The 20,983-nt window shown below is 34.1% G+C and carries 19 protein-coding genes and 1 riboswitch; of the genes, 7 read left to right on the forward strand and 12 right to left on the reverse strand.

Annotation, left to right across the window (positions count from 1 at the left end):
- The 10 genes from lysA to CD036_RS02390 all read right to left on the reverse strand — a co-directional run.
- On the reverse strand, positions 1 to 1,151 hold a 1,151-nt coding region (lysA, locus tag CD036_RS02345; RefSeq protein ID WP_258027385.1), incomplete at its 3' end, for a diaminopimelate decarboxylase.
- 2 nt (positions 1,152 to 1,153) lie between these two features.
- Positions 1,154 to 2,227, reverse strand: a complete 1,074-nt coding sequence (locus CD036_RS02350; protein WP_021458802.1) for an alanine racemase — start codon at positions 2,225 to 2,227, stop codon at positions 1,154 to 1,156.
- Positions 2,224 to 3,381, reverse strand: a complete 1,158-nt coding sequence (locus CD036_RS02355; protein ID WP_021458803.1) for a M20 metallopeptidase family protein — start codon at positions 3,379 to 3,381, stop codon at positions 2,224 to 2,226. The genes CD036_RS02350 and CD036_RS02355 overlap by 4 nt, the downstream gene beginning before the upstream one ends.
- Before the next feature lie 177 nt (positions 3,382 to 3,558).
- Positions 3,559 to 4,278, reverse strand: a complete 720-nt coding sequence (dapD, locus tag CD036_RS02360; RefSeq protein ID WP_103387903.1) for a 2,3,4,5-tetrahydropyridine-2,6-dicarboxylate N-acetyltransferase — start codon at positions 4,276 to 4,278, stop codon at positions 3,559 to 3,561.
- A 21-nt stretch (positions 4,279 to 4,299) separates the two neighbouring features.
- Positions 4,300 to 5,022 (reverse strand): 4-hydroxy-tetrahydrodipicolinate reductase, encoded by a 723-nt coding sequence (gene dapB / locus CD036_RS02365; protein WP_103387904.1) that lies wholly within the window; start codon positions 5,020 to 5,022, stop codon positions 4,300 to 4,302.
- Entirely contained in the window at positions 5,019 to 5,906 is an 888-nt protein-coding gene (dapA, locus tag CD036_RS02370) for a 4-hydroxy-tetrahydrodipicolinate synthase (protein WP_103387905.1), read from the reverse strand. The genes dapB and dapA overlap by 4 nt, the downstream gene beginning before the upstream one ends.
- A gap of 1 nt (position 5,907) precedes the next feature.
- Positions 5,908 to 6,897 (reverse strand): aspartate-semialdehyde dehydrogenase, encoded by a 990-nt coding sequence (locus CD036_RS02375; protein ID WP_103387906.1) that lies wholly within the window; start codon positions 6,895 to 6,897, stop codon positions 5,908 to 5,910.
- Between the two features lie 39 nt (positions 6,898 to 6,936).
- The gene (locus tag CD036_RS02380) at positions 6,937 to 8,139 is read right to left on the reverse strand and encodes an aspartate kinase (protein ID WP_103387907.1); all 1,203 of its coding nucleotides are present in this window, start codon (positions 8,137 to 8,139) and stop codon (positions 6,937 to 6,939) included.
- Positions 8,140 to 8,229: 90 nt separating this feature from the next.
- Positions 8,230 to 8,408: riboswitch (Lysine riboswitch) on the reverse strand.
- A gap of 143 nt (positions 8,409 to 8,551) precedes the next feature.
- Positions 8,552 to 9,382 (reverse strand): aldo/keto reductase, encoded by an 831-nt coding sequence (locus CD036_RS02385; RefSeq protein WP_021458809.1) that lies wholly within the window; start codon positions 9,380 to 9,382, stop codon positions 8,552 to 8,554.
- Between the two features lie 128 nt (positions 9,383 to 9,510).
- A complete protein-coding gene (locus CD036_RS02390; protein ID WP_103387908.1) occupies positions 9,511 to 11,115 on the reverse strand; it encodes an ABC-F family ATP-binding cassette domain-containing protein in 1,605 nt (534 codons plus the stop codon).
- 143 nt (positions 11,116 to 11,258) lie between these two features.
- Between CD036_RS02390 and cvfB the strand changes: the two genes are divergently transcribed.
- From cvfB to phoU, 6 genes are all read left to right on the forward strand, one after another.
- A complete protein-coding gene (gene cvfB, locus CD036_RS02395; protein WP_021458810.1) occupies positions 11,259 to 12,158 on the forward strand; it encodes an RNA-binding virulence regulatory protein CvfB in 900 nt (299 codons plus the stop codon).
- 629 nt (positions 12,159 to 12,787) lie between these two features.
- Entirely contained in the window at positions 12,788 to 13,750 is a 963-nt protein-coding gene (locus CD036_RS02400; protein ID WP_103387909.1) for a PstS family phosphate ABC transporter substrate-binding protein, read from the forward strand.
- A 189-nt stretch (positions 13,751 to 13,939) separates the two neighbouring features.
- A complete protein-coding gene (gene pstC / locus CD036_RS02405; protein WP_002511111.1) occupies positions 13,940 to 14,869 on the forward strand; it encodes a phosphate ABC transporter permease subunit PstC in 930 nt (309 codons plus the stop codon).
- A 1-nt stretch (position 14,870) separates the two neighbouring features.
- Entirely contained in the window at positions 14,871 to 15,815 is a 945-nt protein-coding gene (pstA, locus tag CD036_RS02410; protein ID WP_103387910.1) for a phosphate ABC transporter permease PstA, read from the forward strand.
- Positions 15,816 to 15,899: 84 nt separating this feature from the next.
- Positions 15,900 to 16,784 carry a phosphate ABC transporter ATP-binding protein PstB gene (gene pstB, locus CD036_RS02415; RefSeq protein WP_103387911.1) on the forward strand — a complete coding sequence of 295 codons (885 nt, stop codon included), beginning with the start codon at positions 15,900 to 15,902 and terminating at the stop codon, positions 16,782 to 16,784.
- Between the two features lie 6 nt (positions 16,785 to 16,790).
- The gene (gene phoU / locus CD036_RS02420; protein WP_002511110.1) at positions 16,791 to 17,441 is read left to right on the forward strand and encodes a phosphate signaling complex protein PhoU; all 651 of its coding nucleotides are present in this window, start codon (positions 16,791 to 16,793) and stop codon (positions 17,439 to 17,441) included.
- 33 nt (positions 17,442 to 17,474) lie between these two features.
- On the opposite strand, the gene pepF is transcribed toward phoU, so the two are convergent.
- Positions 17,475 to 19,280 (reverse strand): oligoendopeptidase F, encoded by a 1,806-nt coding sequence (gene pepF, locus CD036_RS02425; protein WP_103387912.1) that lies wholly within the window; start codon positions 19,278 to 19,280, stop codon positions 17,475 to 17,477.
- A gap of 186 nt (positions 19,281 to 19,466) precedes the next feature.
- Here pepF and CD036_RS02430 point away from each other — a divergent pair, with 186 nt between their 5' ends.
- A complete protein-coding gene (locus CD036_RS02430; RefSeq protein ID WP_002511108.1) occupies positions 19,467 to 19,820 on the forward strand; it encodes a hypothetical protein in 354 nt (117 codons plus the stop codon).
- 48 nt (positions 19,821 to 19,868) lie between these two features.
- Here the strand turns inward: CD036_RS02430 and CD036_RS02435 are convergent, their stop codons facing one another.
- Entirely contained in the window at positions 19,869 to 20,876 is a 1,008-nt protein-coding gene (locus CD036_RS02435; RefSeq protein WP_103387913.1) for a siderophore ABC transporter substrate-binding protein, read from the reverse strand.
- Positions 20,877 to 20,983: the final 107 nt, after the last annotated feature.

Consider the following 20,983-nt stretch of genomic DNA (forward strand, 5'->3'; position numbering starts at 1 on the left):
GCCATAGAGTAATGATAAGCTCCTGTCGATTGAATAGCGAGATAATCACCGCGACGTACTGTAGATGGTAACTTTGCATTCTTGATAATAATATCACCAGATTCACACAGTTTCCCAGCTATAGTCACTGTTTCATCTGCTACATCATTTCTATTAACGAGTTTAGCTTCGTATTCAGCATCATATAATGCTGTACGAATATGATCACTCATACCACCATCAATAGAAACATATTTATTTACATTTGGAATTGTTTTAATCGTTCCCACTTCATAAAGTGTAATACCTGCTTCACCTACAATTGAGCGTCCAGGTTCAATTCCAATTTCAGGCATTGGATAGTCTTCTGCTGTAGCAACATCTTTGATCGCTGTAGTGATTTCTGCAATACCTTCTTCAATAGGGAAGCTCACATCACCGTCAACATATTTAATGCTGAAACCTCCGCCTAAATTAATCAAATCTACAAAAACGCCTTCAGCTTTCAACCATTGAATAACTAGTTTAGATGTTTCAATCATAGCCTCTGTACCTTCTATTTGAGAACCTACATGGAAGTGAACACCTTTTAAGTTTAATTTTGTGGTATTTTGCACCGCTTCAATTCCTTGTTTTGCTAAACCATGCTTAATGGATAAGCCAAATTTACTGTCTTCTTGACCTGTTTGAATAAACTCATGTGTATGTGCTTCAACTCCAGGATTCAAGCGTAGTACTACATCAACAACATCAGAAGCATAACGATTAATTAACTCTATCTCTTCTAAATCATCAATAACGATGTAACCAACTTTATTTTCTAAAGCATATTGTATCTCTCTTTTAGTCTTATTATTACCGTGGAAGTGAATTTGACTAGGATCGAAACCAGCTTCTAATGCAGTATAAAGTTCACCCTCAGACACCACATCTAATTGTAAACCTTCTTCCGCAACTAATTTAACCATTTGAATACATGTAAAGGCCTTTGAGGCATAAGAAATATTATATTTCAAGCCGCTTTGTTTCATGGCATTATGATATCGTTGCATTTGTATTCTAATTTGTGATTCATCATAGACGATAGTAGGGGTACCAAAGCTTTGCGCTATAGTTTTTAAGCTTGTACCACCCATTGTAAGCTCGCCATTATTATTATATTCTACAGTCATTATTATCTATACTCCTTTATCAATGAATCATGATTCATTGCACTTAATTGTTCTGAATTTGCTCCCACACCTTTAAACGTATGTTCATCTATACGTATATCATTATTATATAGTATCACTTCATCTTGTGCATGTACTTCATCGTCTACTTCAACAAACATATGACTCATCATTAATGCACGAATAGGGTAACGACGACCGTTAATAATCACTTCGTGTTGTGCTCTCGTTTTTAAAATACCATCACCATAACCAATATCAACTACGGCTAGTTTCGTCTGATTACGTTGTGCCTCAAAAGCAAAACTATAACCACAATAATCTCCAGCATTGACAGTTCTCACTTGAATAACATTACCTTTCACCGTTAATGCTTGCACAATATCCAATGTTGAGAGGGTGCTATAAGGTCTCGAGCCGTAAAGTGCAATACCGATACGTGCATGTGTATGATTGGGTAAAATGCCAGACTCACGATAATAACTTGCACTGTTTTGAGCATGTATCATATCAAATTGTTGACCTTCATCTAATAATGTATTAACAATATTTAACCAATTTGCTTTTTCTATCTCATACTCTTCAACATCAAATTCATCTGCATAGCCAAAGTGTGTCCACAAACCACGAATGTGCATTTTTTCTGCTTGGTGGTTTTGTTGATGATGTTGTAATACTTCGCGTAATTCAGCTAATGTTTTCAAACCTGAACGATGTAACAGATTTTCATATTCTAAATGTATATTGATACCTGCCAACGATTCATAGTATTGATAATAAAACTCTAATGAAGGGAGCGTCATTTCGATATTATATTTACGTACTGTATCAAAGTCATAGACAGCATTCATTAAAAATACCGTCGCTTGGGGTGCAAGTTTACGAACTCTAATCGCTTCTTTTAGTGAAGTTGTGCTAAAAGTAGTAATACCAGCTTTTAAAAACTGTTGTACAGCAAATTCTAAACCGTAGTGATAAGCATTGTTTTTTACTACAGCCATAATAGAATTATTGTGTTGTACGTGCTTTACATTATTGTAAAAAGTTTGTATATCTACTGACCAAGTGGCTGTCATTGTGCTTGCACCTCTCCGTAATGATTTAAAATTTGATCATAATAATCTGCGATTCTAATTAGCATAGCTTCATTGAAATTTAAATGTGCAGTATGTAATCCCGTAACAAATCCACGTTGCTCATCTTTAGTACCAACAAACACAAAATAGCTAGGTGCTAATTGGCTATAAAAACTAAAATCTTCGCCAAAAAGGTAAGGTGTCGTTTTATCTACAACTTGTAATCCAGCATTTTCTAGACCTGTTACTACATGTTTTCTCAGTGAAGGGTCATTGTACGTTGGTGGGTAACCTTCTGCAAATTTAACTTCACACTCAACACCGAATAATAAATCAACACTTTCTGCAATTTTTAACATTTGTTGCTTCACAACTGCCAAATCTTGAGTATCATATGTGCGAATTGTCCCTTCAAGATATCCTTGACTTGGCACAGTATTAATTGCTTCACCAGCTTCAAATCTGCCCATATGAACGATATTTCTTTTAAGTCCATTTAAATGGTATTGTTGAATTGAACCCACTTGCGCCAATACATGTTGTAATGCTTCACCACAAGAATGACCTTGTTCCTTATCAGCAACATGACTAGATAGTCCTTTCAAAAAGAAACGATACTCAGTGGCACTTGCTGTAATTTCTTCATCGCGAATTGCAACTTTTCCTTCTTCGACAAAGGGCATTACATGTACTCCGAAAACAGCTTCGATAGGGTACGCTTCAAAAGCACCAGCTTTTATTAAACGATTGGCACCGCCACCTGATTCTTCAGCGGGTTGAAAAATAAACACTATATTTTGTGGTAACGTACCAGCATCTGCACGTGATTTACAACGCTGTAAAAATAACATTAATGCAGTAGTATGACCATCATGACCACATGCATGCATAACATTATCATTGAGACTTTTATAATCAACATCATTTTCTTCAAATATCGGTAATGCATCAATATCAGCACGATAAGCAATTGTTTTTTGACCATTTCCAGGTATATACGCTACTAATCCTGTGTCTAGTGGTCGTTCATAGTGAACACCTAAACTATCTAGAAAGCTCGCAATATATTGCGTCGTTTCATATTCATGTAAACTTAGCTCAGGATATTGATGTAAGTGCCGTCTATGTTTCGTAACAAATTCAAGTTCATTCATATTAGATCAGTCCTTTTAGTTCATGAGTTATATTTGTTCAATCATTATGTATTATAAAAATAGGAGGGAGAGAAATATCATTGTTAGTGTTATGCTCTAAAGTACTACTAAACATGGCACACAATGATATAACTCAATCCTCCTAAAAAATTTTATTGATGATTTAAGTATAACTTATTAGTTATTTAAGTTTCTTAAAGCTGATACAATTTCACGTTTTGAATCTTCAACATCTGATGTTTGTTTTATCACTTTAGCTGGAGTACCGGCTACAACTGCGCCTGCTGGAACATCTTGAGTAACAATTGCTCCTGCTGCCACAATTGCTCCTTGACCTACACGTACACCTTCTAAGATTACGGCATTAGCACCGATTAACACATCATCCTCAATGACAACTGGAGAAGCACTAGGGGGTTCAATGACACCTGCTAATACAGAACCGGCACCTACATGTACGTTTTTACCAGTTGTAGCACGACCTCCTAATGTCGCATTCATATCAACCATCGTACCTTCACCAACAACAGCACCGATGTTAATCGTTGCACCCATCATTATTACTGCACCATCTTCAATAGTGGCTTGTTCTCTAATAAATGCACCTGGTTCGATACGAGCATTAGTATTCGTCAAGTCTTTTAATGGGATTGCTGAATTACGACGATCTTGTTCGATTTCAACATCTGTAAAACTTGCTTCATTGGCACTATAGAATGGTTGCCACTCTGCCGCTTCACAAAAGATGACTTTTGAACCTTCAGATCCAAATACTTTAAAAGTTTCAGGGAAAGTCACGTTGGAGAAATCTCCATTAACATAAACCTTCAGTGGTGTAGATTTTTTTGCATCACTAATATATTGAATAATTTCTTCTGCTGATAAATGTTGTGTCATAATTTAATTAGCTCCTTTAATTTATAAATTATCAAAAGTATAATATCCTTGAGTTTGTTTCACAAGTTTTTCGGCTGCACTTATAGCGCCATTTGCAAATATGTCTTTTGATTGTGCACGATGTGTAATTTCGATTGTTTCATCAATACCTGCGAATAAAACCTCATGTTCACCAACGATTGTACCTCCACGCTTGGCATGTATACCAATTTCGTCATCAGTACGTTTTTCATTAACTTCATGTCGATCATAAACTGGTGTTGTTTTATCGCGCAATGATTCTATTACATCATACAGTTTTACTAATGTACCACTAGGTGCATCTACTTTTTTATTATGATGTGCTTCCGTTAATTCAATGTCATAATCACGTAACAGTGGTACAGCTGCTTCTAATATTTTAGTAAGTGCATGAACACCATAACTCATATTTGCACTGAAAAAGACTGGCATTTGTGTACTTAATGCTTCTAAGCGTTGAATAATCTGTTCTTTTTCACCAGTTGTTGCAATTACTAATGGTAGTTTAAAAGATTCTTCTAATAATGGTAATAAGAGTTCAGGATTAGAAAAATCAATCGCTACATCTGCATCTTGTGCATCAGCAATATGTTCAACAGTAGGGTAGGGATATGTATTATTGCTATCCCTAACGATTACCCCTACAATTTCATGACCTTTTTCTTCCGCTAGTCGTGCAACACGTTCATTCATTGCACCGTAGCCAATAAGTAATATTTTCATCGATGTTCACCCGCTTTATAATATGCATATGCTTCTTTTAAGACATTTTCGTCTGCTGTTTCTAATGGTACAAGTGGTAAACGTACTTCATAATTACCAAAGCCTTCCACCGTAGTCAATACTTTGATTGGGATAGGGTTTACATCTACCGCTAAAGTATTTAACAACGTTTCAATCGGTGCAAAGCTTGCAGTTATATCTTCACCATTTTGTTGTGCTTCAAACAATTGTTGTAAATCATCAGCAATAACATTGGCTACAACTGATATTACACCATGTCCGCCATCTTTAAAATATTGTACGATATTATCATCATTACCACTATAAAGTGCAAATTGATCTGTATCTAGACGCTGTTGTAAATCATGTAAGTAGTCAAAATCATTAGTTGCATCTTTTAAGGCAACAATATATTCATTTTGACTTAATGTTTCTACTGTAGCTGCCTCGATTGTCATATTAGTGCGAGAAGGCACATTATATAACACTACTGGTAGTTGAGCAGCATCGGCGATAGTCGTAAAATGTTCGATTAATCCGCGTTGGTTCGTTTTATTATAATACGGTGTAATCAACATAATAGCATCTGCACCCAGTTCTCTTGCTCTCACAGAAGCTTGAATAGATTTTTGAGTACTATTTGTACCTGTACCAGCAATGACAGGTATACGTCCATCTACAGTGTTAATCACTTCTTCTAAAATTTGATCTTTTTCTTCGTCAGATAGTGTAGGATTCTCTGCTGTCGTACCGTTTACAATGATAGACTGAGCACGCTTGTCGATTAAATAATTCACATGTTTTCTAAGTGCAGTATAATTTACTTCATTATGGGTGAAAGGCGTAGTTAAAGCTACACCAACACCCTCAAAAATGTGTGTCATATTATTTAACTCCTTTCAAATTCATAACTTGTTCCAGTATTTGAACAGCGTTTAAAGCTGCACCTTTCAATAAATTATCAGAAGTGCACCACACATGGAATGTGTTGTCTAAAGAATCATCACGTCTAATGCGTCCAACAAAGATTTCATCTTTGCCAGTAGAATTAATTGCTAAAGGATATTCATTATTTGCTGGATTATCTTCTAAGACAACACGTGAGTCATTGTCAAATAACTGCTGAATATCTGCAACTGTAGTATCTTTATTAACAGTGACGCTCATATGAACACTATGACTATCTTGAACAGGAACACGTACACATGTCGCTGTTACTTTTAAAGCATCATCTTTTAATATTTTACGAGTTTCATCAATCATTTTTTGCTCTTCTTTTGTATAGCCATCTTCTAAAAAGACATCTATATGTGGGAGCACATTATTATAAATAGCATGTGGATATGTTTCAGGTGCTTTACCGTTTGCACCTTCTGCTAATTCTTGTTTACCTTTCACACCTGAACCTGAAACAGCTTGATACGTAGTATACGCCACACGTTTTAAACCATAAGCTTCTTGCATTATTTTTAACGGGACAACTGATTGAATCGTTGAACAATTTGGGTTAGCAATAATTTTTCTAGTTAATTCTGGTTCGTTTACTTCAGGGACAATTAAGTCAATGCCTTCGACCATACGCCATTGACTTGAATTATCGATGACCACGGCACCAGCTTGTTCGAAAATAGGGGAGAAGTGCTCACTTGTACTACCGCCTGCACTCATTAATACAAAATCATATTGTTCATTTGCAGCTTCTTCTGTTAACTCTCTGACAGTATATGTTTTACCTTGAAAAGATACTTCTGTACCAGCTGATCTCGCTGATGAAAAAAGTACTAATTCATCAAATTGTATACCTTTTCTATCTATTGTATCTAACATATTTCTTCCTACTAAACCTGTTGCTCCTGCAACTGCTAATTTTGTCATAATTGATACACTCCATTTTCTATTTTTTAAATTATTTGCTTACATTTCAAAGGTTTCATATAATGCCGCAACAGCACGTTCACCATTGTCTGCATCAATAACATATGAAATGCTTATTTCAGAAGTCGTTGTTTGATAAAATGCAATGTCGTTGTTGATTAAAGTGATAAATGCTTTTGAAGCCACGCCAGAGATATCTCTCATTCCTGAACCAATTAAAGAAATTTTGGCATATGATTCATTTATTTTGAAATCTAAAGCGTTGTAATCTTCTGACAACTCTTCCAATAGTTTTGAAATTTGAACTACATCAGTATCTTTAATTGTAAATGATAACTGTAAACCTTCAATATTTACAATTTGTGAAATCATATCCACGTTGACTGATCCTCGATCGAGTTGTGTAAACAATCTTGTTAATAATTTATTATCTGGTAATGGGTAACTAATTGTCACATGCATCATATGCGTATCTAAGGCGACACCAGTCACCGCTTTTTTCTCTAATAAATCTGTTTGTTCCATTATCCATGTTCCTTTCACATTTGATAAAGTTCTACCTAAGTAGAGTGGGATGTTATAATTATTCGCTAATTCAACACTTCTAGTTTCTAATACACCTGCTCCTAAAGCACTCATTTCCATCATTTCTTCGTAAGAGACAGCTGACAAACGATTCGCTTTAGCATATACCCTAGGGTCTGTTGCATAAACACCATCTACATCAGTATAAATTTCGCATGGGGTATTGTTGCTAGCAGCTAAAGCGACTGCCGTTGTATCTGAGCCACCACGTCCTAATGTGGTTAATTCAAAGTCATCATTAATACCTTGAAATCCTGCAATTACTAGCACATCATGTTGTTCAAATGCTTTGTGAAATGTATCTGGATTGATTTCAGCTATTCTACTTTTCAAATGATGGCCAACTGTTTTAATACCAGCTTGGTAACCAGTCATTGCTTTTGCACTTATACCAATATCATTCAATGTCATTGCTAAATATGATACAGTTTGCTGCTCACCAGTTGTTAACAGTAGGGCAAGTGCATCGTCTTTAGGTGTTTCAGTCAACATATTTACATTTTCCATAAGTTGATCTGTAGTTTTTCCCATCGCACTAACTACTACAATTAATTGTTCACCTTGTTCAACTCGTCGTTTTAGCATTTCCGAAATATTCCTAATTTTCGAAAAATCACTAACAGACGAACCTCCAAACTTTAAAACACTTCTATTCACTTACATATCCTCCTCAAAGTATTAGGGGAGAATCACAAATCATATAAAAAAAAGAACAAGCTCTAAGTGCGAACCTGCTCTAAATCTATATACAAGTGATGCACTCCATTATTTTAAATAATGACAGACCTTAAGCTCTTAACCACAAAGTCCAACAAAACAATAAGCTGCTATTATTGTCGTTTCGGCATCTCACCCTTTCAATTTTAGCTACTAGCAGATAGTTTGTTCTAAAATTTACTAATGATTGATGCGCCTCATCTAATTCTTATTAAATTGGTTATGATTCATATTATACATATAGGGCATATGACTGTAAACCTTTAAATTCATTTTATTTGAATTTACTGAAAACTTATTCATTTTATATGTTCAAAGTTAATATTAATGTCATTTTACACTTTAAAATGTATTAAAACTCTTCATATATCGCTGGATTTTGATCTTTGCGACGACCATCTTCACGCGTTAAGTTATTTATCTTAACCATTTCTTCATCATCTAATGAAAAATCAAAAATATTAATATTTTCCAATTGTCTTTGGTTAGACGTTGCTTTAGGAATTGGGACAATACCATTTTGCACGTGCCATTTTAAAATTACTTGAGGTATTGATTTATTATATTTTTCAGCTATCGTAGCAATTGTTTCATCATTAATTACGTTAGAAGCTCTACCGATAGGGCTCCATGCTTGAATTACAATACCTTTTTCTCGATGATAGTCTATAACATCTTGTTGGTTAAAGTAGGGGTGTAATTCTATTTGATTGATGGCAGGAAGGACTCCTGTTTCTTGCTCAAGCGTATCTATATGTTCAGGTAGGAAATTACATACACCAATTGATTTTAATAACCCAGCTTTTTGAGCATCGATAAGCGCCGTCCAAGCCTCTACAAATTTCCCTTGTTTTGGATTAGGCCAATGTATAAGGTATAAGTCAATATAGTCAACATTAAGTCTATAAATAGACTCTTGTATGGCTATCATTGCGCTATCATAGTCATGATAACGACCTGGCAATTTAGATGTTACGATAACTTGATCTCTAGCTACGTGACTTTGTGATATTGCCTTACCAACAGTACCTTCATTTTCATAATTATAAGCAGTATCCAGTACACGATAACCATTGTTCAAGGCATTCACAATTGCATGTACACCTTGTGTCCCATTTAATTTATATGTACCAAAGCCAACAACGGGTATAATGTGACCATCGTTTAAGTTTAACTTTTCCATAAGTTATATCCTCCTTAAGTCAATTTAATTTCATTATATATATCCATACCATTAAAAAACACTATTTTGCATAAAATTAGCCTTAACGTGTGAGTAGAAATCACGTTAAGGCTAATTGTTATAAGTCATTATTTATTTAATACACCAATTTCTTGTAAATAAGCTTCGTATGAAATTTCTTTAGATAGACTGCCTGGTTGATTTAAATCGATCACGCGGTTTGCAATTGTATTGATAAATTCAAAGTCATATGAAGTGAAAATTATAGAACCTTTAAAGGACTCTAAACCATCATTGACAGCAGTAATACTTTCTAAGTCTAAGTGGTTAGTTGGTTCATCAAGTAATAAGACGTTAGCACTTGAAAGCATCATTTTACTTAACATACAACGTACTTTTTCTCCACCTGATAAGACACTTGCTTTTTTCTTAACTTCATCGCCACTAAAGAGCATACGTCCTAAGAAGCCACGTAAAAATGTTTCAGTTTGCTCATCTTCCGGAGCATATTGACGCAACCAATCAACAAGATTAGTGTCAACACCATCAAAATATTCTGAGTTATCTTTAGGGAAATAACTTTGAGAAGTTGTCACTCCCCATTTTACGCTACCTTCGTCAGGTTTTATTTCACCTGCTAAAATTTTCAATAAAGTCGTTTTAGCAATTTCACTATCGCCAATCAGTACAGCTTTATCATTTGGATCCATCGTAAATGAAATGTTATCTAATACTTTTTGACCATCAATTGTTTTAGATACATTTTCAACAAATAATAAGTCATTACCAATTTCACGTTCTGGAGTGAACTTAACATATGGATAACGACGTGATGATGGTTGAATATCATCTAACTCGATTTTCTCAAGTTGTTTTTTTCTACTAGTTGCTTGTTTAGATTTCGAAGCATTTGCTGAGAATCGTGCCACGAAGTCTTGTAATTCTTTAATTTTTTCTTCTTTTTTCTTGTTTTGATCTTGAGCCATTTTCATTGCTAATTGACTAGATTGATACCAAAAATCATAATTCCCAACATATAATTTGATTTTGCCATAATCTAGGTCAGCAATGTGTGTACATACATTATTTAAGAAATGTCTATCGTGTGAAACGACAATAACAGTATTTTCAAAATTAATTAAGAAACCTTCTAACCAACTTATTGCTGGAATATCCAAACCGTTTGTCGGCTCATCGAGTAATAGCACATCAGGTTGCCCAAATAAACTTTGCGCTAGTAAAACTTTAACCTTTTGGTTGTTTTCTAATTCTGACATTAATTTATCTTGTAAATCTGCTTTAATACCTAAACCTGAAAGTAATGAACCAGCGTCGGCTTCTGCGTTCCAACCGTCCATTTCAGCAAATTCACCTTCAAGCTCAGCAGCTCTAATACCATCTTCATCACTGAAATCAGGTTTCATATAGATAGCATCTTTTTCTTTCATCACTTCGTATAAACGTTCATGACCTTTAATCACTACATCAATAACTCGTTCTTCTTCATAAGCAAAGTGATCTTGTTTTAAAATAGCTAGTCGTTCATTTTTGCCCATAGACACGTTGCCCGTTTGAGCATCTAACTCACCAGATAATATTTTTAAAAATGTAGACTTCCCAGCGCCATTTGCACCGATTAACCCATAGCAATTGCCTTCTGTAAATTTAATATTTACGTCTTCGAATAATTTACGATCACCAAATCGTAAACTCACATCAGTAACTTGTAACATGCACTTACTCCTTTATCGTTATTCTAACGGACAAATTATAACATACTTATATCTTTGTTTCGAGCTTTCTAAAAAGGATTAATGCTTGTTAACGCTTGGCGTGTTATAATGGTACAGAATAAATATGTGCGAAGGAGACAAATATGGCACGAGAAGAAAAAGGAATTGTAGGAACGATTGAATTCTTAAAAGTTGTTGGTTTGCAAGGATCAACTTATATGTTACAAGGCCCAAATAACGAAACAGTTAAATTAAACCAATCAGAAGTTAATGAAGAAGACGAGTTAGCAGTAGGGGAAGAGTACAGCTTTTTTATCTATCCTAATCGTTCAGGAGAACTATTTGCAACCCAAAATATGCCAGACATCACTGTAGATAAGTACGATTTTGTAAAAGTATTAAAAACAGACCGAGATGGTGCCCATGTAGATGTTGGATTACCAAGAGAGGTCCTTATCCCATGGGAAGATTTACCTAAAGTAAAAACTTTATGGCCAGAACATGGTGATGAATTATTAGTCACTTTAAGAATAGATAGTGAAAACCAAATGTTTGCTAGATTAGCAACAGAAACAATAGTTGAATCAATGTTCACGCCTGTCCATGACGATTCAAAACAAAACGAAGTAATTGAAGCAAGACCATATCGTTTACTTAGAATTGGTAGTTTTTTACTATCAAAAGATGGTTATAAAATATTTGTTCATGAATCAGAACGTAAAGCAGAACCAAGATTCGGTGAACTAGTCAATGTACGAATTATTGGCCACAACGACAAAGGGGAGTTAAATGGATCATTTTTACCATTAGCCCATGAACGTTTAGATGAAGATGGCCAAATCGTTTTTGATTTACTTGTTGAGTATGATGGTGAATTGCCTTTTTGGGATAAATCAAGCCCAGAAGCAATTAAAGAAGTATTCAATATGAGTAAAGGTGCTTTTAAAAGAGCTATTGGTCACCTTTACAAACAAAAAATCATTAATATCGAAACTGGCAAAATTGAACTAACTAAAAAAGGATGGTCTAGATTAGAAAACTAGTTTCTTCTATTATTATAGGTGATGTTCAATAATAGAAATGAGCTTTTAAAAAATCTAGATCATAATAAATAAACACCCCTTCACAAATAAATGTGAAGGGGTGTTTATTTATATATATTATAATATCGGCTGTATTTATGCCGACTCCTGCGGGAATAGCTCTCGCCGAAGACTACAGGCTGAGGCAGTCCCCGCGGAAAGCGTGCATAAACATGCCACAAAGTCAGAAACTACATCGACAATCTCACTAAAGCACAATTAATGTACAAGTTCCATTTTATTCACTTAATACTTTCTTAATAATCAACTAAAACTTCCTCAAAATACATTTAATTATAAGTAAACAAACCCAAAATAAAATTTTCAACACAAAAACTAAATAATTATTTTGCTAATTTTAGTATCACGTAATGTTAACGTAACATTTATAACTCTTTAAACCCTTGATATGATTGACTTCCACAAGCTATGCTTTCAATTTTTAATTTTGTAAACACAATGATTCTATTCTTAACGAAACATTTACAATTAGCATATTTGAGATTAATAATTCGTCTGTATCATAAGAGTTGTAATAAATACATATAACTTGTTTTCGAGTTATTGATTCTATTTAGGAGGATGTTTCAATGAAAAGATGGCAGTTAATTGGTACTACAGTTGTTGGTGCTTCGTTTTTACTAGGAGCTTGTGGCGGTAGCGGAGGTTCTGGTGAAGGCAAAGATGTTGAAGGCGAAGTTAAGGGTGACGGTTCTTCAACAGTAGGTCCAATCATTGAAAAATTAAATGAAAAATTTGCTCAAGATTTTCCAAATATAACAGTTTCTTCTGGTACTTCTGGTACTGGTGGAGGATTTGAAAAATTCATTTCTGGAAGCACTGATTTTGCAAATGCTTCTAGACCAATCAAAGATGAAGAAAAGAAAAAATTAGAAGATAAAGGTATTAAATATGAAGAGTTCAAAGTTGCAAAAGACGGTGTAACTATTGCAGTTAACAAAGAAAATGACTTTGTTGATGAACTTGATAAAGATCAATTGAAACAAATTTATTCTGGTGAAGCTAAGTCTTGGAAAGATGTTAACCCAGAATGGCCAGATAAAGAAATTAAAGCTTTCTCTCCTGACCAATCACACGGTACTTATGATTTCTTCACAGAAGAAGTTATGGATGACGGTGATATCAAAGCAGAGAAAAATGCTGATACAAACGTAATCGTTTCTTCAGTACAAGATAATAAACAAGGTATTGGTTATTTCGGTTATAACTTCTACGAACAAAATAAAGACAAATTAAAAGCAGTTAAAATCAAAGGTGATAGCGAAGCAAAAGAACCAACTAAGAAATCTATTCAAAATGGTTCATACGCTTTAAGTAGAGACTTATATGTCTACGCAAATGAGAAAAAACTTAAAGACAATAAAGCTTTCCAAGAATTCATCGGCTTCATCTTAGACGATAAAGGTAAAGCAGCAGAAGATGCTGGATATGTTGCACTTCCTGAAAAAACTTACAAAGAACAACAAGATAACCTGAAGGACATTACAGGTGGAGATAGCAAAGAAAAAAGTAGTAAGGAAGAAGAAAAATAATTATAACATCAATTCTTTAAGATTGGGATAAGGAAAATGGCAGACGAAGTAAACACCACTTCGTTAACCATTTTCCATAACTGTTCACCTTTATAACACTTACGAAACACCGTTTTTGTAAGTAGGTGACAACAGTCCCCAATCTTTTTTAAATTTTGGGAGCTTATTATATAGAAGGAAGGTATTTTTATGGCGGATAACAATTTCTCTGTTAGTGAAATGATTGCTCAAAACAACGCCAAAAAGAAAGGTACAAGCGACAAAATTGTGCCTGTCATCTTAGGAACTATTGCAGTTATTTCCATATTAACGACAGTAGGTATTTTAGTAACTTTATTAACGGAAACAATAACATTCTTTACACGCGTACCAATTACAGAATTTTTATTTACGATGGATTGGAATCCATTCTCATCCACACCTAAATATGGTATTTGGGCATTAATTCTAGGTACTTTGAAAATTACAGTTATAGCAACTATTGTAGCGGTGCCAATCGGCTTAGGTGCAGCTATTTATTTAAGTGAATATGCATCACAACGTGCACGTGCAATTATCAAACCAATTTTGGAAATCCTTTCAGGTATTCCAACTATTGTATTTGGTTTCTTTGCTTTAACATTTGTAACACCATTATTAAGAGACATTTTCCCATCATTAGGAAGCTTTAACTCTATTAGTCCTGGGATTGTAGTAGGTATCATGATCATTCCTCTTATTTCAAGTATGAGTGAAGATGCTATGTCCTCAGTTCCTAATAAAATGCGCGAAGGTGCTTTAGGCTTAGGTGCTACAAAATTCGAAGTAGCGACTAAAGTAGTATTACCAGCAGCTACATCAGGTATCATGGCGTCAATTGTTTTAGCCATTTCACGTGCAATTGGTGAAACAATGATTGTCTCACTCGCTGCAGGTAGTACACCAACTGCCTCATTAGACTTAACTGGTTCAATCCAAACGATGACTGGTTTCATTGTTCAAGTCGCAACTGGTGACGCTACTTTCGGTTCAGACATTTATTATAGTATTTATGCAGTAGGATTCACGTTATTCCTATTTACACTAGCAATGAATTTAATCTCTCAATGGATTACGAAACGCTTTAGAGAGGAGTATTAATATGACACAAGCAAATGATCAAACAATCTCTCAAGCACCATCAAATAACAACAAAGTGTTAGTAGATCAAAAATCAGTAGAAAATAAATTAAATGGACGCTTGAAAACAAATAAATTTAACAAATGGGCGTTCTTCGCCTGCACAATGGTTGGACTTGTTGTATTAGCGGTATTATTAATTGATACTATAATTAAAGGTGCTGGACATTTAACGCCATCTTTCTTTACAAGTTTCTCATCTTCAACACCATCGATGGCAGGTATTAAAGGCGCATTAATCGGTACAGTTTGGTTGATGATTACTATTATCCCAATCACGATTATATTAGGGGTAGGCACAGCAATATATTTAGAGGAATATGCTAAAGACAATGCATTTACTCAATTTATTAAAGTAAGTATTTCTAATTTAGCTGGTGTACCTTCAGTCGTATTCGGTCTATTAGGCCTGACTATTTTCGTACGTGGTATGGGAATCGAAGCACTAGCATTAAGTAACTCTATTCTAGCAGCTGCTTTGACTATGTCTTTATTGATTTTGCCAGTAATCATTGTAGCAAGCCAAGAAGCAATCCGTGCTGTTCCTAATACAGTGAGAGAAGCTTCTTACGGACTTGGAGGCAATAAATGGCAAACAATTAGAAGAGTCGTTCTGCCGGCCGCTATTCCTGGAATTTTAACTGGTTTTATTCTTGCATTATCGCGTGCATTAGGGGAAACTGCACCGTTAATCTTAATTGGTATTCCAACAGTACTTATGGCATTACCATCAAGTATTTTTGATCAATTCCAAGCATTACCAATGGCAATTTACAACTGGGCAAAACTACCTCAAGCAGAATTCCAAAACGTAGCATCTGCAGGTATTATCGTATTACTTGTTATCTTATTATTAATGAATGCAATCGCAATATTCTTGCGTAACAAATACAGCAAAAAGTTTTAGGCACAATATTCTAGCATAAAACAAACACCTCATTAAATAACCTATATTTTAACCTTAATGAGCATCTATAAAGGAGTTTTAATTATGGTAAACAATTTAACTGCAAATAAAGATGAAAAAGTCGAATTAGAAAAACATACAGCACAAAATCAAGCACCGACTACGCCATTAGACACTAATTCAAACAACAAAATAGAGAGTTCAGATAAAAACAAAAGTATTGTCTACTCTACGAAAAATCTTGATTTATGGTATGGCGATAACCACGCATTAAAAAATATTAACTTAGATATTTTAGAAAACAATGTAACAGCAATTATCGGTCCTTCAGGTTGTGGTAAATCAACTTATATTAAAGCATTAAATCGTATGGTTGAATTAGTACCTTCTGTAAAAACAGCTGGAAAAATCATGTACAGAGATCAAAATATTTTTGACGATAAATATTCTGTTGAAAAATTACGTACTAATGTAGGAATGGTCTTCCAGCAACCAAATCCATTCCCTAAATCAATTTATGATAATATCACTTATGGACCGAAAATTCACGGTATAAAAAATAAAAAAGTATTAGATGAAATAGTAGAAAAATCTTTACGTGGCGCGGCAATTTGGGATGAATTGAAAGATAGATTGGACACTAATGCTTATAGCTTATCTGGTGGTCAACAACAACGTGTATGTATCGCTAGAACGTTAGCTATCGAACCTGACGTTATCTTGATGGACGAACCAACATCAGCATTAGATCCAATCTCAACATTAAAAGTAGAAGAATTAGTTCAAGAATTAAAAGAAAAATATTCGATTATTATTGTAACGCATAACATGCAACAAGCAGCACGTGTATCTGATAAAACAGCGTTCTTCCTTAACGGTTATGTCAATGAATACGATGATACTGAAAAAATCTTCTCTAATCCAGCAGACAAGCAAACAGAAGATTATATTTCTGGACGCTTCGGTTAATAAACTATGGCTATTATTAGACATAATTACGAAGGCCAAATCGGCGAACTCAATAAAGATTTACGCCGGCTTGGCCTTCGAGTATATCGTAACATTGACTATGCTTTAGAATCGCTGAGTGTTAATGATCGTGATTATGCACGCCAAGTAATAGCACTAGATAAGGAAATTAATGCACTTGAATCAGAAATTAATGAAAAGGTAATTATGCTAATTACACGCCAACAACCTATAGCAACTGATTTACGACTTATGATGGCTTCATTAAAAATAGCTTCTGATTTTGAACGTATGGGTGATAATGCTGCAAGTATTGCCAAAATACGATTACGTGCACAATTTAGCGATAATTATGTATTAACACGGTTAAAAACAATGGGTAAATTAGCTCTGTTAATGCTCGTTGATTTAAATACAGCAGCAAATAACAATGACCTGACATTAATAAAAGAAATTATCGCTAGAGATCGTGATATTGACGATTTATATCGAAACATTGTCAATACGACTTATCTGATTGATAACGATCCTTTCGTTTCAGGACAAGCACATCTAGCTGCAAGACACTTGGAAAGAATAGGCGATCATATTTGTAATATTGCAGAGAATTATTATTACTTTATTACAGGTGAACGTTTCGAATCATACGATAATTAAAAGCTACCAAGCCATATGCTTGGTAGCCTTTGTTTATTTATTTTCAATAATATTTGTTAAATCTTCTAACTCATTCACGAGCTCACCAATATAATTAATCGTCGCACGCAATGGTTGATCTGTTGTAATATCAATACCTGCAACTTGTGCTAATTCTATAGGTGATTTGCTTCCTCCAAGTTTCAATGTATTTAGCCAATCATTTACTGCACTTTGGCCTTCATTTTTTATCCGTTCTGCCATAACCGTTCCAATAGTTAGTCCCGCAGAGTAAGTATAGGAATATAATCCCATATAATAATGAGGTTGGCGCATCCATGTTAATTCAGCACCATCACTTAACTTAACACTATCTCCGAAAAATTGACTATATACATCTCTCATTATTTGATTTAATTGGGGCGCAGTTAACGATTCGCCCGCATCTACTTTTGTATAAACTTCACGTTGAAATGCAGCTTCTAACAAATGCGTTACCATATTATGATAATACGTTCTTGAAATTATTGATCCAATAACCCAACGCTTAAATTGTGAATCTTCACTGCGTTGAAATAGGTATGTTGCCATTAACATTTCATTCATTGTAGAAGGCGCTTCTACAAAATACATAGATGCCTCTGATTCTAAATAATTTTGATGGTGTTGCGCTAAGTTGAAATGACCTGCATGTCCAAGTTCATGCGCTAAAACAAATGCTTCAGCCATTTTTCCTGTCCATGAAATAAATACGTAAGAATGTGAAGCATACGGACTTGCACAATATGCACCAGTTTCTTTGCCTTTATTTTGAGCAAAGTCGATCCAACGATCTCTATATGCAGTTTCAACCATATTCAAATAATCATCACCCAAGACATTCAGTGCGCCATAGATATATGATTTAGATTCTTCAATTGAAATTTCAGGTTCATACAGAGGGTCAATCGAAATCTTCAGATCTTCAAAGCGCATTACTTCTAAATTATGTACACGCTTCAACAACTTAGCATATTTTTGCATAATAGGGGCAAGTTCGCTCATGATTACATCAATTTGTCGATCAAACATTTCACGTGTTACTTCTTGGTCTTGTAATAAATAATCTATAACAGAATCATATCCTCTTAAATCTGCTTCTATCTTTTCTTGTTGTACTTGCATATTATATGTCGTTGCAGTAGTATGTTGATATTTTTTTAAAGCATCACTAAAAGTCGCAAAGCTTTTCTGTCTAAATTCTGGATCAGCATTATCTTCATAATCATTTTCAAATGTAACGTAATCCATAGGATAAACAGCGTCATTATGCTTAAATGAATCAAAAGCAATATCTAACATCTTAGTATTGCCGTATAGTTCATAAGGCTTTTCAAAAATAGGGGAGAAACTCGCTAAAGCTTCCTCTACATTAGGTGCCAGTTGATATGGTTTGCGCGCTTTTAATTTAGTTAAAAAGTGTTTGTATTGAGAATGATCAATAACACGTGCTAACTCTTCATCGCTTAAAGCTAATATTGTAGATTCAACGAAGGCTAGATTACTTGCTATTTTGCCATATGTCGTACTAAATTTAGAACTTAAATTTTGTGCTGCTTCGTTTGTAGTATCAACACTTAACCTTAATTCAACATAGTTTGCCATACGATCGACTTCTATTAATATTTGTGAATATTGCTGTAACATTGATTCAATCTTATCTACAGTTATTTGAGTATCAAAATTTGCACGAAATTGTTGAGCTTGTTTAGTAGTCTCGGTTAATTGTGTATAAAAAGCTTCATCAGATATTAATAAATCAGTAATATCCCATTGTTCTTCACTAGGGACTTCATTTCTAAATGGTAAGGAAACCATCATTGATTTCACTCCTTTTCATTATGTATTCACTTTGCATTATACATTAATCACTTACTAAAGATATACTAAGGACAATTATTACGTGAGATACAACTATAGTCGCTATACATATAAAGTATTTTCAGATAAAATGTAGTTAACAAAGACTTTATGTCAATTTTATAAGTTTTGTGAGGAGCAATTAATATGAGTATATTTGATATGCCGAACTATTTGTGGATTACTTTTGTAGCAGCAATATTATTGACTGTATTTTGTAATTTAGTATTAAACAAATGGTTTTTCCCTGCAATTACCACTTTTATTGTTTTAGCAATTGCAGCATTTTTAATACCTAACTTTTACAACATTTCATATGAACCATTGTTGGGTTATGCTGCATTTTTAGCAATCTTTTGTATTATTATTACATTTTTATTATGGTATTTTACTCGAAATTGGAGACGAAAACGCAAAGAAAAAAAACTTAATAAAGAAATTAGAAAACGAGGCGGTATTCCTCGACAAGAAGTTGAAGAATATACACGCCACAAACAATAATAAAAAAGCGTTACAGGAAGATTTAATCGCCTGTAGCGCTTTTTATTTTTATTTAAATGCATTCTCAACATCATTTAATTGATCCATTGTTGCTTGCAGACCACCTTCGTTAAAAAACCAATCATTAGCCTCAAATAGGGTAATCTCATTATTTTTCACAGCTTTAACATTATTTATGACTGGGTTTTTTAATGCTTCCGGCACTCCATTCGTCTTACCATCCTTCGATCTATCTATTACAAACAACTTGTCAGGGTTTGTATGTGCTAAATACTCATACGAAATGACCGCGCCACTTGAACTAGCCTTCATATTTGTATCAGCATGTCTTATACCTAAAGTTTCATTAATAAATCCACCAAATCTTCCTGTAGAGCCATACGCCTTCATATCTTTGTCATCCACGTTTAAAAATAATACCTTATCTTTGTTAATGACTGTTTTAGTTTCTAACAGTTTCTGATCTAATTTATCGCTCATATTGTGTATAGTTTTTTCTCGTTTAAATATTTTACCAATAATCATAGCATTATCTTTTACGGATTGGATATAATTATCGAAGTGGGGGCTTACAAAAATAATTTTTGCTTGTGGTGCAGCTTTTTGCATTTCCTCTAATGTCTTAGAATGCGCTTGTCTAAAAGAGGCAAAAATAACTTCTGGCTTAGCTTTTGCTAAAGTTTCATAATTAGGGCGCCCAGGATTCCCTAAATTAGCATATTTATCGTCTTTAAACGCTTTTAAACGTTCTGGTAAAAAAGAGGCATTTTGACCTTTAGATATGGATACTATGCGATTTTCTAAATGCAAAGATTGCATAGTATCTAATGCACCATAATCCATTACAGCCACTCTTTTAGGATTGATAGGTACTTTAACAGTTTTAGATTTCATAGTCCCACGATTATGATCCTTAGTTTGCTCTTTAAATTCATATGTATTGTCGATACTGACAGTTTTCGTCTTTTGGTGTGATGTTGATTGTTTTTTAGTATCACATGCAGTAACCATTATCATTACAACAATGATACTAAAAAGAATAATTATGTTTTTCATGTAGTATGCCTCCTATAACAGAAGTATACTGTAATTGATAATCGTTATCAATTATTTTTTAATTAATATATTACTGTAATATGTACATTATAATTATATGTTTGCAA

Origin of the sequence: Staphylococcus arlettae, from assembly GCF_002902345.1 — a bacterium.
In the GTDB taxonomy this organism is placed as follows: domain Bacteria; phylum Bacillota; class Bacilli; order Staphylococcales; family Staphylococcaceae; genus Staphylococcus; species Staphylococcus arlettae.